Source organism: Nocardia farcinica, from assembly GCF_001182745.1.
GTDB lineage: Bacteria > Actinomycetota > Actinomycetes > Mycobacteriales > Mycobacteriaceae > Nocardia > Nocardia farcinica.
Map to the genome: position 1 here is coordinate 747,062 of NZ_LN868938.1, position 15,288 is coordinate 762,349.

16 protein-coding genes are annotated in these 15,288 nt (G+C 69.0%); 4 read left to right on the top strand and 12 right to left on the bottom strand.

All coding sequences use genetic code 11. The annotated features are described in order from the left end of the window. Window positions 1–8 precede the first annotated feature (8 nt). Entirely contained in the window at window positions 9–722 is a 714-nt protein-coding gene (locus AMO33_RS03705) for a class I SAM-dependent methyltransferase (protein WP_060590538.1), read from the bottom strand. Between the two features lie 160 nt (window positions 723–882). On the opposite strand from AMO33_RS03705, the gene AMO33_RS03710 reads away from it, so the two are divergent. Continuing rightward, window positions 883–2,274, top strand: coding sequence for an MFS transporter (locus tag AMO33_RS03710; protein ID WP_060590540.1), 1,392 nt, complete (start codon window positions 883–885; stop codon window positions 2,272–2,274). Between the two features lie 195 nt (window positions 2,275–2,469). Then, window positions 2,470–3,783: a cation:proton antiporter gene (locus AMO33_RS03715; protein WP_076573413.1), complete on the top strand. Its 1,314-nt coding sequence runs from the start codon at window positions 2,470–2,472 to the stop codon at window positions 3,781–3,783. A 28-nt stretch (window positions 3,784–3,811) separates the two neighbouring features. Here the strand turns inward: AMO33_RS03715 and AMO33_RS03720 are convergent, their stop codons facing one another. The 3 genes from AMO33_RS03720 to AMO33_RS03730 are packed head-to-tail and all read right to left on the bottom strand — an operon-like array spanning window position 3,812 to window position 6,305. After that, the gene (locus AMO33_RS03720; protein WP_060590542.1) at window positions 3,812–4,261 is read right to left on the bottom strand and encodes a deaminase; all 450 of its coding nucleotides are present in this window, start codon (window positions 4,259–4,261) and stop codon (window positions 3,812–3,814) included. After that, a complete protein-coding gene (locus tag AMO33_RS03725; RefSeq protein ID WP_231857869.1) occupies window positions 4,258–4,905 on the bottom strand; it encodes a RibD family protein in 648 nt (215 codons plus the stop codon). Before AMO33_RS03725 ends, AMO33_RS03720 begins: the two co-directional genes overlap by 4 nt. Window positions 4,906–4,940: 35 nt before the next feature. After that, the gene (locus tag AMO33_RS03730; RefSeq protein WP_060590544.1) at window positions 4,941–6,305 is read right to left on the bottom strand and encodes a helix-turn-helix domain-containing protein; all 1,365 of its coding nucleotides are present in this window, start codon (window positions 6,303–6,305) and stop codon (window positions 4,941–4,943) included. A 234-nt stretch (window positions 6,306–6,539) separates the two neighbouring features. Between AMO33_RS03730 and AMO33_RS03735 the strand changes: the two genes are divergently transcribed. Beyond that, window positions 6,540–7,004 (top strand): DNA-directed RNA polymerase subunit beta, encoded by a 465-nt coding sequence (locus tag AMO33_RS03735; RefSeq protein ID WP_228802045.1) that lies wholly within the window; start codon window positions 6,540–6,542, stop codon window positions 7,002–7,004. Between the two features lie 423 nt (window positions 7,005–7,427). Here AMO33_RS03735 and AMO33_RS03740 read toward each other — a convergent pair whose 3' ends face one another. The 7 genes from AMO33_RS03740 to AMO33_RS03770 all read right to left on the bottom strand — a co-directional run bounded on the left by AMO33_RS03740 (window position 7,428) and on the right by AMO33_RS03770 (window position 13,449). After that, window positions 7,428–7,760, bottom strand: a complete 333-nt coding sequence (locus tag AMO33_RS03740; protein WP_060590545.1) for a glyoxalase superfamily protein — start codon at window positions 7,758–7,760, stop codon at window positions 7,428–7,430. Window positions 7,761–8,671: 911 nt separating this feature from the next. Then, a complete protein-coding gene (locus AMO33_RS03745; RefSeq protein WP_060590547.1) occupies window positions 8,672–9,415 on the bottom strand; it encodes a nuclear transport factor 2 family protein in 744 nt (247 codons plus the stop codon). Window positions 9,416–9,804: 389 nt separating this feature from the next. Further along, entirely contained in the window at window positions 9,805–10,632 is an 828-nt protein-coding gene (locus AMO33_RS03750) for a class I SAM-dependent methyltransferase (protein ID WP_373862102.1), read from the bottom strand. A gap of 8 nt (window positions 10,633–10,640) precedes the next feature. Then, window positions 10,641–10,982: a glyoxalase gene (locus tag AMO33_RS03755; RefSeq protein WP_060590551.1), complete on the bottom strand. Its 342-nt coding sequence runs from the start codon at window positions 10,980–10,982 to the stop codon at window positions 10,641–10,643. Next, window positions 10,979–11,137, bottom strand: coding sequence for a ribbon-helix-helix domain-containing protein (locus tag AMO33_RS03760; protein WP_011209833.1), 159 nt, complete (start codon window positions 11,135–11,137; stop codon window positions 10,979–10,981). The genes AMO33_RS03755 and AMO33_RS03760 overlap by 4 nt, the downstream gene beginning before the upstream one ends. An 86-nt stretch (window positions 11,138–11,223) precedes the next feature. After that, window positions 11,224–11,775, bottom strand: coding sequence for a hypothetical protein (locus AMO33_RS03765; RefSeq protein WP_060590553.1), 552 nt, complete (start codon window positions 11,773–11,775; stop codon window positions 11,224–11,226). Between the two features lie 15 nt (window positions 11,776–11,790). Continuing rightward, entirely contained in the window at window positions 11,791–13,449 is a 1,659-nt protein-coding gene (locus AMO33_RS03770; protein WP_060590555.1) for an AMP-binding protein, read from the bottom strand. A gap of 148 nt (window positions 13,450–13,597) precedes the next feature. Between AMO33_RS03770 and AMO33_RS03775 the strand changes: the two genes are divergently transcribed. After that, a complete protein-coding gene (locus tag AMO33_RS03775; protein WP_060590557.1) occupies window positions 13,598–14,197 on the top strand; it encodes a TetR/AcrR family transcriptional regulator in 600 nt (199 codons plus the stop codon). A gap of 72 nt (window positions 14,198–14,269) precedes the next feature. Here the strand turns inward: AMO33_RS03775 and AMO33_RS03780 are convergent, their stop codons facing one another. After that, on the bottom strand, window positions 14,270–15,256 hold the full coding sequence (locus AMO33_RS03780) for a LacI family DNA-binding transcriptional regulator (protein ID WP_060593273.1): 987 nt from the start codon (window positions 15,254–15,256) through the stop codon (window positions 14,270–14,272). Window positions 15,257–15,288: the final 32 nt, after the last annotated feature.

The window sequence follows — 15,288 nt, forward strand, 5'->3', positions numbered from 1 at the left end:
CCGTAGGGTCAGCGGCGCGGGGCGCGCAGGACGCCGGCCTGCGCGGTGAGTTGTGCACCGGCCAGGCCGGTTTCCCGCGCCAGGTCCTCGATGCCGAAGGTGTGCCACTCGCTGACGTTGCGCACCACCCTGGTGGGGGCCGCATCGCCGCTGATCCGCCAGGTCGAGGTCATCCGGATCAGGTCACCGCCGATCGGCTCGGCCTCGAGTGTCCCGTCGTAGACGAGGTCACCGATCTGCTCGCGGGCCAACGGCATCGGCGGCAGCGCGGTCGGGCGCGTGACCGGCAGCAGTTCCACCAGCACCGGCGCGCCGGGCGCCAGGCGCGGCAGCATCCGGTCCCACAGCGCCCGGCGATCCTGTTCGCCGATGTGACCGAGCACGCCGAAGACGATCACCGCCGAGATCCGGTCCGGCAGCACCATCGACTCGGCCGGTTCGGCGACGATGGTGACCCGGCGGCGCAGGTCCTCGTCGGCCAGGACGGCGTGGGTCAGCACCGCGCGCATCGCCGGAGACGGTTCGCAGGCAAAGATTTTCGCGGTCGGCAGCACCTCGGCGACGACCCGGCAGGTGCGTCCGGTGCCCGCGCCGATGTCGACCACCGTGCCCGCGGCCGGATCGACCTCGGACAGGATCTTCCGCAGTGCCGCTTCACCGTCGGCGTGTGCGCGGGGCACGAGGTCGTAGAACTCCGCGACGGGTGAGTAGTAGTCGTTCATGCACATCTCCTGATTCCCGGCGGACGCCGACCCGTGTACTTAATGAAAAAGATTATCATTAAGAGTTGGGTCGCGGGCACGGGCTCGACGGGTGCGGGCGCCTGTGCGAGGATAATAAAAAGACGTGTTATTAAATCGGTTTCGGGGCTCGGAGGGGTAGATGGCGCAGACGAACAGACCGGCAGCCGTGCTGGCGACCGTGGTGATCGTGCAGTTCATGGTCTCGCTGGACCTGTCGGTGGTGAATGTCGCGCTCCCGGCCATCCAGTCCGAGTTCGACATGTCGGCCACCGCACTGCAATGGGTCGTCAACGCCTATGCCGTGGTGTTCGGCGGATTCCTGCTGCTCGGCGGACGGCTCGGCGACGTGATCGGCCGCCGGCGGACGATGATCGCGGGCCTGGTCCTCTTCGGCGCCGCCAGCCTGGCGGGCGGCCTCGCCACCGACGAGGCCCTGCTCATCGGTGCCAGGGCGGTTCAGGGCCTGGGAGCCGCCGCCTTGTCGCCGCTGTCGCTGGCCTTGATCACCGTGACCTTCCCGGAGGGGCCCGCCCGCACCAAAGCGGTGGGGCTGTGGGCGGCGGCCACCATGCTCGGCGGTGCGCTCGGCGTGGTGGCCGGCGGTCTGCTCACCGACTTCGTGGACTGGCGGTGGGTGCTGCTGATCAACGTGCCGATCGTGGTCGCCGCGCTGAGCACGGCCGCGCGGGGGATCGGGGGTGCCGAGGACCGGGCGCGACCCCGGCTCGACATCGCCGGCGCCCTGCTGGTGACCACCGCGATGCTGCTGCTGATCCTCGGGGTGGTGCGCACCGACGAGCACGGCTGGGCCTCCGCCGTCACGGTCGGCACGCTCGCGGTCGGCGTGGTGCTGCTGGCGGCGTTCGTCGTGGTGGAAACCCGTGTCGCCGAACCGCTCATGCGCCTGGGGCTGCTCGCGCACGGAAGTGTCGCGGGCGCCAACGTCTTCGGTTTCATGATCACCGCCGGGCAGCTGGCCGCCTTCTACTTCGTCTCGTTGCACATGCAGTCGGTGCTGCTGTACTCGCCCGCCACCGCCGGGGTGTGCTTCGTGCCCTTCGCGCTCGGCGCCGTGGGCGGCATGCGTCTGGTTCCGGTGCTGGTGAACCGGTTCGGCCATCGGGCGACGCTCGTGGTCGGCGGGCTGCTCGGCGCGGTCGGGATCGCGTGGTTCGGCACGGGCGGGCCCGGTGGCACGTTCCTCACCGACATTCTCGGCCCCTCGGTGGTGGCGAGCGTCGGCATCGGCATCAGCTTCGTGGTCATGGGCACCATCGCCATGCGCGGCGTCGCGGCCGAGGAGGCGGGGATGGCCTCCGGCCTGTTGAACAGCTCCCGCCAGCTCGGCGGCGCGCTCGGCCTGGCGGTGCTGGCCACGGTGGCCGCGACGGTCACCGCGGGCGATCGAACTCCCGCGGCGCTCAGCGACGGCTACTCGGCCGCGTTCTTCATGGGTGGCGCGTTGATCGCGGTCGGCACGGTGATCGCGGGACTGCTGATCCCGCGCGCGGAGGTCCCGGCGAAGGTGTGAGGCACCGGGCCGATCCCTGCGGGGATCTGCTCCGGAATGCGCCGATGTGCGAAACTAAATGAAAACCGTTATCGTTAGTGCGTTGTTGTCCCGGGGCGGTTCCGTCGCCGAAAGAGCCTGCGCGCCGGCGCCGATCGCGCGACCGCTTGCCCGAGGAAGCGGCGCGCTGTCCGCCGCCGCGGAGAAGGATGGTCGATGGCTCCGCACATGGTGCTGCACCTGTCGGCGGCGCTCGTCGTCATCGTCGTGGTCGCGCGGCTGCTCGGCCGGGTGGCCGAACGACTGCAGCAACCGCCGGTGATCGGCGAGATCGCCGCGGGAATCTTGCTCGGGCCCACCGTCTTCGGCGGCGAGCTCACCCGGGTGCTGTTCCCCGCCGACATCCGCCCGGCACTGCAGACCCTGGCCACCGTCGGGGTGGTGCTGTTCATGTTCCTGGTCGGGCTCGAGCTGAACGGTGACCTGCTGCGCGGGCGGCGGCGGACGGCCTGTGGGGTGGCGCTCAGTTCGATCGTGGTGCCCTTCGGCCTCGGCGCGTTGCTGGCGCTGTCCCTGGCCGAGCGGTATCCCAGCGCGCACCGCGTGGGGTTCGTGCTGTTCCTGGGCACCGCGATGTCGGTGACCGCCTTCCCGGTTCTGGCCCGGATCCTGACCGATCGCAAGCTGTTGGCCACACCGGTCGGCGCGGTCGCCGTCGCGGTCGCCGCCGTCGACGACGTGATCGCATGGTCGTTGCTGGCCGTGGTGGCGGTGGTGGCCGGCGGTGCCGCCGAGCCGTGGCGGCTCGTGCTCGTCGTGCCCTTCGTGCTGCTCGTGATCGTCGGGCTCCGGCCCCTGCTGGCGCGATGGGGTGCGTGGACCGACCGGCGGTCGCGCGGCAGGCTCGGCGTCGGTGCCCGGTACGGGGCTGCCGCGTCGGTCGTGGTCGCGGGCGGGCTGGCGCTGTCGGCGTCGGCCACCGAATGGATGGGCCTGCACCTGATCTTCGGCGCCTTCCTCTTCGGCGCGGCCATGCCCCGCGAACACGGCATCCAGCTGCGCGCGTGGGTGGTGTCGCGCGTGCGCGGTGTCTCGTCGGTGCTGCTACCGGTGTTCTTCGTCGTCGCCGGACTCGCGGTCGACCTGTCCGCGCTGGGCGGCGCCGCCCTCGGCGACCTGGCGCTCATCCTGCTGACCGCCGTGGGCGGCAAGGGAATCGGTGCCTACCTCGGCGCCCGGGCGAACCGGATCGCACCTCGCGACTCGGCCGCGCTGGCGATCCTGATCAACACGAGGGGCCTGACCGAACTCATCGCCCTGACCGTCGGTGTGGAGCTCGGCGTCCTCGACACCGACCTGTACTCCCTCATGGTCGTGATGGCCCTCGTCACCACCGCCATGGCCGGGATATTGCTGCCACTCGTATATCCGGCCTCGGCCGGCCGGGCCGAACGACCGCCTGAGCATGCCGTGGCCGCGGACTCGGGTGCCGCTCCCGACAGCGCCGCACGCAGCCGCGGCCGGCAATGACGCGCCGCTGAGCCCCGGCGAGCAGCACTCATCCCAGGTCGAGGTGGCGGTTCATCGCCATCGCCGCCTCGGCCAGTTCACGCAGCTCGACCACCTCGACGCCCGACTGCTCGAGCTTCTCGACGCCGACGCAGTCCGCCACGAACGTCGCGGGCTCCCGCCACGCGATCACCACCCGCGGAATACCCACTGCCAGAACGCGATCGGTGCAGGGCAGCCGTGTTGTGGTTGCGCGTTCCGAGCACGGTTCGAGGGTGCTGTAGATCGTGGCGCGAGACAGTCGCGGGTCGTGCGGATCGAGCTTGTCCAGCGCGGCCTCCTCGGCGTGCACCTTCAGGTCGGTCTCGCGGGAGTAGCCGCTGGCGATCTCGATGCCGTCGGCGACGATCACCGCCCCCACCGAGAAGGCTCCCGGTGCGGGCGGGCACCGGCGGGCGAGCTCGATCGCCCGGTTCATCCAGTGGTGGTCGGTGGTCATGGAGTCTCCTTGGGCAGGTAACGCAGGACGGCGACGTCGCCGAGGCGGGTGACGTCGGTCAAGCGCATGCGACGGTGTGGTCCGCCGGGGAACGCGGCCGGGTGCAGGAACCGTGGAGCGTTCGCTTGCCCGACCACAGTCGGCCCGATCGCGAGGAGGAGTTCGTCCGCGAGCCGGTGGGAGAGGAAGGCGGTATGGATGTGCCCGCCGCCCTCGACCATCAGGCGCCGGACACCCCGGCCGCCGAGATCGTCCAGCAGGGCGCCGAAATCGATTGCGGGCCCGAGATCGACGACGTCGGCGAGACCGTCGAGGAGCTGTGCGGTCTTCTCGTGGCCGGCCGAGGTCGTGTAGACGACCGGCCGATGGTCTTCGGTGCCGTGGTGCCAGAACTTCGCGGCGGGATCCAGATCGCCGGTCGCGGTGACGGTGACTTTCAACGGGTGGCGAGAACGGCCTGCGGCCACCCGAGCCGCTTGGCGCGCCTCGCTTTTGACGATCAAGCGCGGGTTATCGGTGCGAACGGTGGCGGCACCGACGAGAATGGCATCCGATTCGGCGCGCACCTGGTCGACGCGATCGAAGTCGGCGTCGTTCGACAACAGCAATCGTTCCGGTCCGGTGTCGTCGAGGTAGCCGTCCACGCTCGTCGCCACCGAGAGAAGGACGTACGGGCGCGTCATGATTTCACCACTTCCCACTGACGAGCAGCGTCCTTGAACTCCACGACTTCGGTGGTCGCCCCGGACCCGAGCAGCCTGTGGAGTTGACGCACATTGTGCAGCACGCGTTCCGAGCCGGTGGATACCCCCACCCGCAGCGCTGTCAGACCCACGTGCGCTGCTGGCTCGAACTGTCCGGTTCGTGCATAGGCGACAGCTTGCCGGGACAAGTACACCGCTTGGTCTCGCAGGTACTCCGGCCTCATCGCGCTGATCGCATCGCTGAATTGCTCGGCGGCAATGCGGTAGCTTCCCAGCGCGAGCTTGCCGTGCGCCTCGTGGGCAGCGATATAGGGCTCGTCGAGGAAGAACCCCCAGGAGGCATCGTGGTCGGCATCGTGCAGGTGCCTGCGCGCGCGGTCGAACGCCCGCTCGCTCCCGGTTCGGTCTCCGATCAGGGCGGCACCGAAACCCGCGTAAGTCGCCGCCACTGCCTGGAATCGGGTTCTCGGTGGTGCTGCTCGCTCGGCTGCTTCGGCGAGCTCGATGGCCTCGGTCCCGTCGCCCTGATCGTTGGCCAGCTGGGCTTTCCTGATCAACGCCGCCGCGATGTAGTAGCTGTCGCCGAGTTGGTGGGACCACGTCAACGCCCGGTCGGTCCAGTGCTGTGCTCGTGACCAGTTGCGGCCGTCTTGGTGTAGCCAGGCCGCCAACTCCGCGTAGAGGATCCGTAGTCGCTGCATCTGCGTCATGTCTCCGATACCGCCGCGTCGGAGTTCATTCATGATCTGCAGGTTTTGCTCGACCAGCGGGATCGCGCTCTGTGAGCCGTGGAGATTGTCGCTTTCGATGAGGGACAGCCGGAGCCTGGAGAAGTGCGCCGCGTGGTCGATCTGCGCGCACGAAGCCAGCGCCGATACGGGACGTGTCCCGACAGCGGCCGCCAGCGCTCCTACTCCGAATCCGGCGAGGACGGTGCGGCGGGGGAGTGACACGAGAACGACCTCTCCGGCGAGGGTCCGGGCGTGCACCCAGACTGGATCTTCATCTTCGGACCCGAGCACGATCGGCGCGGGCCGACCCGCGGGGTCGTTTGTCAGCGTAACCGTCGCGGGCGGGTTGGGGTCTGGTTGCTCCGTGCGGGGACGTGCGACGGAGAGCAGGCGCGCGAAGCGGGCAGCGACCGAGGTGGGGGACTCGAGCAAGGTCTTCTCGAGTAGTGCCTGACTCGACGGCCGGAGGCGGGCCCGTGGCCCCTTCTCCTCCCACTCGGCGATCGTCCGCGGCGCGATACTCGTTCTGGCAGAGAACTTTTCGATACTCAGGTGCATCGCCTCGCGAAGCGCCTTCGACTCCACCCCGGTCCATCGCTCGACGATCATCGGCTTCAGCTCCAGCTCTCGCGTATGCAGTCGTCGGTTCCTCGACAATTACACCCTGGGCGGGTTTCCGGCGCTGCATTCGCCGTTGCGAAGTGCACCCCAACTGCACCGTAAGCGCAACGGCGACGCGTGGCCGGCGTCGCGAGCACGGACGAGTCTTGTCGCAGCCCGAGGCGTCGGCGCCGTGACCCTCGGCATCTGGGGAGCCGAACTGCGACGGAGGGATACCGGACTGTGGGCATTGCCTATTCGAGCGACACCGTGATCACGCGCTGCGACTTCTATCGTCGGTGTGGGCTACCCGCCGAGATCGATCCGAGCGGTGAGCTCATCACTTTCCGGACGGGCAACATCGGGGCGATCACGGTGCCTTCTGCGCTCGCAGCTCAGGTTCGTCTCCATCTGCGCGACCGAGGGATCGACGGCGGCCCGATCATCTCGCACTTCAGGTCCAAGCGATGGACGTTCGTGGTAATTCCTGGCGTCCCGGATCAATGGCAGCTCGAAGGCGAGCTGTTCTGGCTGAACGTCAGCGTGGCTGGAGCAGGTGCCGAGATCGCCTTGCCCGCGCCGACACCTGCCAGCGCGGCGGTTCGTTGTTGGGTGCAGGGCCCTGCGGGCCGTTCCTGGCCTTCCGGCGCGACTGTCATCGAAGCACTGCGGTCCTGTCGGTCGAAGGCGGCGTGGGTGATCGAGTGAACGAATTCGTGACCGAGGTCGGCGGCGCGATCGTGATCCGAGATGTCGCCATCGAGTTGGACCGACGGGAGCGGCCAGAACTCCATAAGCCGCCGGTACACCGCCTCCGGCACAGAGGGGGGCGGAACACGCGGATCATGAGGGTGGTCATCCGGTACGTGGCTGTCGCTGTCGAACTCCGTGCCTCCGTAATACGCATAGCTTTCACCGATCTCGATCCAGTACGAGGAGTGGTCCGTGTTACCTCGACGTCCCGCGAACATGTATCTTCCGTGTCCGATTCCGGGCGCGCCGAAGGATCTTCTTATCAGCACACTGTCAGCCATGCGCGATGCATGGCCGGAAATCGAGAGCGGCACCGAGGCAGAGGAACCCATCGGGTCCGTCGATGACGACGCATGAGCGTCGCCGCTGTCGTGCGGGTCATTCCGTCGGTGTTCCGATGCGCAGCCGGTTGCCGTCGATATCGCGCAGTTCGATTTCGCGCGCCCACGGCGCTTCCTCGACCGGGACACCGAATTCGGCGGCGACGGTGTCGATATCGCGGACGCGGAGGTAGATCAGGGTGTCGGGGCGGGCGTCGCCCTCGTGCTCGGACAAGAACAGCCGAACCTCGCCGCGGGCGACCTCGACGAAGGCGGGGAAACCCGGTTCGAAACGGTGCTCCCACTGTTGTGTGAAGCCCAGCCGCTCATACCAGGCAACCGCCGCGGCGGCATCGGCGACGCGGAGAATGGGGATGACTTCCTCGTCCATGCGGCGATCCTCGCAGACGGCCCCGACAAGTAGGCGTGTGCGGGTCGGTCATGCCCGGCCGGTGGTTGGTCGGAGGGCGGCGGGCCCGCCACCGCCAACACTCCGCCGGAGCGCGGTGGATTCCGAAAGGTGTTCCAGCCGAGCAGACTCCGCGCCGCCCTGGCCCCGGCCGTCACCGGGGCCAGGGCGGCAGTCGGGACTCGGGCGGTCAGAGTGGCAGACCCGCCCCGGCGCTGAGGGTGTCGATGAGGGTGGTGATCAACGCCAACAGTTCGTCGAGCATGGCAATTCCTTTCTCTCGGACTGTTCGTATTCACCGGTACTGCACTTGCTGAGGTACACCGTTGTGCGCGGCGTAAACCCGGCTCGCGTGGCGCGCCGTCCGGCTCCGGGGGTCCGCGGGGAAACCGACGGCGATACACGTCGGGTGCCGAGCCATGGATCGAAAACGGCGCCTCGATTCGGGCCGTTGTCGATGCGGCACTGGCCAAATCGGCCCATGTGTCCACGACACGGGGCTGCATGGATGCGCTTGGGTGGCGTCGCCGGTAAATTGCCGACCTCCGGTCGGGTTCGGCGGCGTAGCGGTCGGGCGGGGAAACCCGGATTCGGTACAGCGGCGCGAGTTCCTTGTTCGGCCTCGGTGTCGGACCCGGATGATGCATGCCGGAAGGCCGCGCAGTGCGCCCATTTCTCAGGGGGTGTTTCGGCGCCGGGGGAACGTGTAATTCGAGGATTACCGCTGACCACGGAGGAGGTGAATCCGATGATTCTCGATTTCGTTTCTCAGCTGATCGCGGCGTTGCGTGCGATCATCGGCATCTGACGCTCGCGAAAGATGATGACGGCCCCGAAGGTCGGTGGTAAGCCCCGCCGACGTTTCCGGGGCCGTCCACGTTTCCCGTGCGCTGTCATCGCCGAAAACCGCGCCCGACCCGCTGCGCCATCGCCGGGATCTTCGACGCCGCCATCAGGGCGCGGAAGGGCCAGCTGTCGTCGCGGGGCAGGATGCCCGCGCGCTGCACGCCGTCGAGGAAGTCGTAGAGGGTTTCGCCTTCCGCCATCAGCCCGTCCTCGGTGAAGTGGTAGCGGTCGACGGCGGGGGCTTGGATGAAGCGGCCGGTGCCGTAGAGGGTGGGCGCGGAATCGTCGTAGGGGTAGAGGCGAAGCGGGCCGGTCCAGTGGCCGCTGCCCATATAGCGGATGACTGTGCGCACCGTGCCGTCGGGTTGGACGTCGATGTAGACCTGGTCGGGTAGCGGGTCGTAGCGCCAGTCCGGGATGGCGTCGAAGAAGGCGAAGTTGTATTTCACGAACTCGTCGATGCCGACGATGGTTCGGCCGAATGTGGTGACGTCGGTGTAGCGGATATCGGGCGCGTACAACTCGTCGTTGACGCTCATGTCGCGGACCAGGAAACTCCACCAGTACTTCTTGGCCCAGGTCATCAGCCAGCTCAGGTCGGTGCCGTGCCGCTCGCCGAGATAGTCGAGCTTGGTGGCGAAGGACTCGAACCATTGCTGGGTGGTCGCCTGCAACTCGGTCTCGGGGATGGCCCGGATGGGCACCGCGCGGTTGGATTCCAGGAACTCCGGTACCGGGCGGGACAGCCGGGGCTGTGCGAGGGCTCGCTGGAACTCTGCTTCGTCGAACATGCCGACTCCTCGTCCGCCACTGGACCGGCCGCCGCGGGGCAACCGAATATGAATCGTATGATTCTTGTTGAATCGCCTGATGTCAATGAGTGCCGTGGGGATGCTCCTCGAACGCTCGATCGAGCGATCGGTCGGCCGATGATCCCGCCTGCACCGCCTTGGCCCATTTCGCCCTGGAAGCCCCCCGGGCCATCCGCGGCCACGACAATCCTCGTGAGGCGATGATCCGCGCTTTCGAACTCCTCGCGAACGGCTGGGATGCTCTTTCCGGCGAGGCATGAAACGGTGGCGCACGGCAGGGGGCGAATCCGAATCACGGTGGACGACGGGAGTTCTGTTGCCGTCCTGGGCCGCGACTGCGGAGTTCGCCCTGCCTCGACCGTCGGTGGTCAGGTCGTGGCGACCATGATCTGCTCGGATTCGGCCGGGCGCAGTCCATCGGGGCGGTCGGCGAAGTAGCGTGCGGTGAGGTCGGCCGCCGAGATGTGCCGGGCGTCGGTGAAACCCGCGGCGCGGGCCAGGTCGACCAGTTCGGCGGGCCGGAAGAAACTGACGAACGGCGTGCCGGAGCGGCGGGCGCCGTCCTCGGCGAACCGGCGCAGCTGCTGTTCCTCGGGCCCCACCTGATCCAGCGGTAGCAGGAATGTGGTGACGAAGGTCGAGCCGGGTGCGAGCCGGGCGAGTTGTTCCAGCGTCGCGATATTGGCTGCCCGGCTGAGGTACATGGTGACTCCGGTGGAGGCGACCAGGGCCGGGCGTCCGGGGTCGAAACCGGCCGCCCGCAACCGCTCCCACCACGAGTCCACCTCGAAGTCGACCGGGACCAGGCGCAGCCGCTCGGGTATTCCGTGACCGAGTTCGACGAGCCGCCGCCGCTTCCATTCCTGCGCCTCGGGCCGGTCCACTTCGAAAATGGTCAGCTTGCGGGCGAACTCGGGCTGTCGTAGTGCGAGCGTGTCCAGTCCGGCGCCCAGTACGACGTACTGATCCACCTCCTGGAGCGCGAGCAGATCTTCGACGAAGCGCGCGCGGGCGACGATGCCCGCGCGCATCGGGCCGGTCCGCGCCGGATCCATGTCCGGCCGGCACCGCCAGCCGTCCTCGGGATCGGCCAAGCGCAACCCGGCCAGGTCGTCGAACACATGCGGGGCCGGATCGTGCAGCACGTGCAGCGCCCGCCACAGCGCGACCCGAACGGCCGTGCTGTCCGGTGCGATCGCCGCCGTCACCGCTGCTCCCGGGGTGCCTGCACGCTCCAGACCCGCCCATCCGGATCGCGGACGGTCATCTCGGTGGTGCCGTAGTGTGTCGGCTGGAATTCGCTGACCACCTCGACGCCGTCGCCCGGCTGCTCGGTGCCGGTCGCCTTCAACACCAGTTGGACACCGGTCGGCCGGTCCTGGGGTACCTCCGCGACGAAGACATATGGCCCGTCGTCGTTGCGGAACTGTCCGGAGTGGTGGTCGGTCTCGAACTCGAGCGTGAATCCGACGCCCTGGAGGAACTTCGCCATCCGGCCCCAGTTGTGCGTCTCCAGGAAAACCGCCTCGATACCCGTGGTCGTCATCGCTCGTCCTCTCTCTCGTGCGCGAGGTAGTCGCGCAGCGCCGCGGCCACCAGCGCCGACAACGACATCCCCGATTCGATCGCGTGGAACTTGACCTGCTTGATCAGCTCCGTCGGCAGGTAGACGTTGAACTGCTTCACTTCCTCCTTGGCCACCCGTCGATGCTAGCATGCTAGCAATCTAGTGCGGATGCCCAGCGGTGCCGCCACGCGGCCGCGAGCCCGTGGTCGGCGCCCGGGCGTCACGACTGGACGAGTGCGGCGAAATCCGGTGGGAGTTCGTTGTCTTCGAGGGCGCGGACCTCGATCGGGCCGCCGGTGTAGGAGTCCTCGCCGATGATCATCAGGTCCTCGTCGAAGGACCAGAAGATGACGTTGCGCATGCGGAGGAGGTAGTTCTTGCCGGCCTCGGCCATGCCTGCCGCGAGGGGGTGCTGCATCAGGAGCGCGCCGGGTTGGATCATGGTGAGGCGCCCTTCGATGACGATGCAGTGGTCGTCGACGACCATGCGTTCGCAGTGGAATTCGAGGATGTGGCCGTTGTTCTCGACCAGGGCGCGGTAGTACTCGGTGACACCGTCGCGGGTCTTGGGGCCGACGTCACCGGTGAGCTGCCAGAAGTGGTAGTTCGTGGCCGGGCCGAGGGTGCCGACCAGGGTGTCGAGGTCGCCGTCGCGTTCGGCGGCGGCGTGGACTCGCATGCGTTCGAGCATGGTCCGCTGCCGCGGCTGGTCGGTGACGGCGAGTCGGGCGGTGATGCAGTCGACGAGGTGGTTGCGGTCGAGTTCGATCATGGTGCTGCCTTTCGGTCATCGCTGGTCGCCGGGCAGGAGAGCCAGGCGGCCGTGTTCTGCGAACGTCGCCGCGACGGCGGCGCGGGCGTCCTCGGTCAGGGGTCGGTAGGTGCCGTTCGTCCGGGTGTAGACGGGATCGCCGCACAGCCACGCCTGGCGGCGCAGGGCCTGCTTGTCGACCTTGCCGGTCCCGGTCTGCGGCAGGTCGGTGACCACGCGCACCAGACCGGGCCGCCATTTGGTGCCGAGGTCGGGCTGGGCGTCGAGGAAGGCGGCGAACTCGTCGGGGTCGAAGGGGTGGTCCGGGAGCGGGAGCAGGGCGGCCATCACCTGGTCGCCGGTGCGGGGGTCGGGGACGCCGTAGACGACCGCGGTGGCGATGCCCGGGTGGCGGGCCAGGATGCGTTCGATGGGTGCCGAGGCGAAGTTCTCGCTGTCGACGCGGATCCAGTCCGAGGTGCGGCCGGCGAACCAGAAGTAGCCGTCGACGTCGCGGTAGGCGAGATCGCCGGTCCAGTAGTCGCCGTCGCGCAGCTTCTCCGCGGTCGCGGCGGGGTTGTTGTAGTAGCCCTCGAAGCGGGCCGCGCCGCCGCGGACCACGATCTCGCCGATCGCGTCGGCGGCGTTGCGGAGGCGCCCGCCCGGGCCGAATTCGGCGACAGAGCAGACGTTTCCGTGGACGTCGACGATCTCGAGGTCGTCGGTCGGCCGCCCGAGTGCGCCCTCGGGCGTGTCCGGCGCGCGGACGATCGCGCAGACGCCTTCGGAGGATCCGTAGGACTCCACGATCCGGCAGCGGAAGCGGCGCTGGAACTCCCGGCGGTCCCGGATGGAGGCTTCGGTGCCGAACCCGAGACGCAACCGGGTCTGCCCCTCCTCGGGACGTTCGGGCTGGGCCAGGATGTAGGACAGTGCCCGGCCGACGTAGTTGAAGAACGTCGCCCCGAAGCGTTGCACGTCGGGCAGGAACCCCGAGGCCGAGAACCGTGGCCGCAGGGCGAGGGTGCCGCCGACGGCGAGGATCGGTGCCCACGCCGACATCACCGCGTTGCCGTGGAACAACGGCATGGCGTTGTAGGCGATGTCGTCGCGGACCAGGCTGTGCCGGTTGAGCTGGGCGATGACGGCGAGCCGGAAGGACGAGCAGACGACGGCTTTGGGAGCGCCGGTCGCTCCGGAGGTGAACAACAACAGCAGCGTGTGCTCGCGGCCCGGCGGCGGTGCGGGTGCGGTGGTGGGGTTCGCCGCGGCGCGGTGCAATGTGTCGCGGTAGCGGGCGCCGTCGCTGTCGAGGATGTCGACGTCGGGGAGGTCGAGGTCGTCCAGCAACGGGCGGTGGCCGGGGGCGACGATCACGGTGCGGATATCGGTGCCGGTGATGTCGGCGGCCAGTTCACCGCCGCGGCGGGTGGCGTTGATGCCGACGATGGTGGCTCCGCAGAGGGCGGCGCCCGCGATCAGCAGCAGGTACTCGGGCTCGTTGTCCATGAGCACGCCGACGTGCCAGGGCCCGGGCCGGCGCAGTGCGGTGAGCGCGGCCGCGCGCTCGCGCGCCGCCCGGACGAACTCGCGCCAGCTCATCCGCTGGTCGCCGAAGAGCAGTGCGGGGTGGTCGTCCTCGGCGCGGGCACCGAGCAGGTCGGCGATCGAGTCATGGGGGAAGTCGGGTGTCACGGTGTCTCCAGTGATCCGAATTACATTTCGTTCCGAAACAGAATGTAATACTCGGAGGTGTTCGCCGAGGCGTTTCGGACAGATCCGCCGCACCCGGCGATAATGAGCCGGCCGAGCGGGACCGCTCCCGAGGAAGAGGTGAAGCAGAGTGCTCGACGACGCGGCGCCGACCGGCTCCGGCCGTCCCCGGGACACCAGGATCGATGACGCCGTGGTGGCCGCGACCCGCGATCTGGTGGCCGAGGTGGGCTATGCGGACCTCACCTTCCGCGCCATCGCCGAGCGCGCCGGGACGTCGGTGCCCGCCATCCGCCGCCGCTGGGCGTCCAAGGCGCATCTGGTGCACGAGGCCGTCTTCCCGGTCGACGTGGCGGCCGGACCCGCCGTCGACGGCACGTTACGCGGGGTCCTGCGCACCATCGTCACCCGATGCGTGGCGGTGGTGGGGTCACCCGCCGGCCGGCGCGCCACCCCCGCGCTGATCAGCGAACTGATGACGGATTCCGCGCTGGAGAAGGAACTGTCGGCGCGGCTGCGCAGCCGGGTCTGGGACGACCTGGCCGATTCGTTCGCCGGTGCCGTCGCGCGCGGCGAAGCGCGTGGCGACCTCGACATCTCGCTGTGTGTGGAAGCGGTGTTCGGCACCACGCTGGTGGCCGTCGTGCTGCGCGGCGCCGAGGCGGTCGACGAGACGTGGATCGAGCAGTTCGTCGACATGCTCGCCGACGGTCTGGCGAGTCACCGATGAGGAACAGCGGCACGCGTCGACTCCGAACAGCTCCGTCTCGCAACCACATTCGAGATGGCGGGAGTCGCCGGATCAGCGTGACGATGCCCGCTGCACCAGATCCGGGCGGAAGCAGACGTGTTCGGGCTCGCGCCGCTTCCCGTCGGCCACCGACACCAGCAGGTCGATGGCCGAGGAGCCGATGCGGGCGCGCGGCTGGCGCACCGAGGTGAGCGGGACGATCGCGGATTCGGCGAAATCGATGTCGTCGTAGCCGACGAGCGCGATGTCGTCGGGCACGGTGACGCCGTGCAGGGTGAGGGCCTGCAGGACGCCGATGGCGAGCAGGTCGTTGACGCAGAACACGGCGTCGGGGCGCTCGTCGGCGGGAAGGGCGACGAGGTGTTCACCGGCCGCGCGACCGGCCAGCACGGTGGGGGCGGGGGTGTCGAGGACGGTGAGCCGGACACCGGGATGCGCCCGCGCGGCGCGGCGGGCGCCGGCGGGGCGGTCGGCGACCTGGGCGAGGGTGGCGGGACCGCCGACGACGGCGATGCGGCGACGGCCGACGGCGCACAGGTGCCGGACCGCCAGGTCGCCGCCGGCGACGTCGTCGACGGCGACCGAGGAGAACGGGGTGCCGTGGCCGTCGCGGTCGACCAGCACCACCGGCACACCGCGGTCGTGGAGAGTGACGAGCCGGTCGATCCGTTCCCCCGCGGGGGAGATGAGCAGCCCGTATACCCGTTGCTCGTCGAAGGTTTCGATGTAGCGGCGTTCCCGGTCGGGCTCGTCGTCGCTGGAGCCGAGCAGCACGACCAGGTCGTGGTCGGCGGCGCGTTGCTGGGCGGCGCGGGCGACATCGGAGAAGAAGGGGTTGCCGATGTCGAGCACGACCAGCCCGACGCAGCGGGAGCGGCCCGCCTTGAGCTGGCGGGCCGCGTCGTTGCGGACGAAGCCGAGCCGGTCGATGGCGGCGAGGACCCGCTCGACGGTGGCGGGGGCGACCTTCTCCGGCGCGTTGAGCACGTTGGAGACGGTGCCCACCGACACCGAGGCCGCCGCGGCCACCTCCTTCATGCTCACCACCGGTGCCCGCGCCTCCTCTGTTC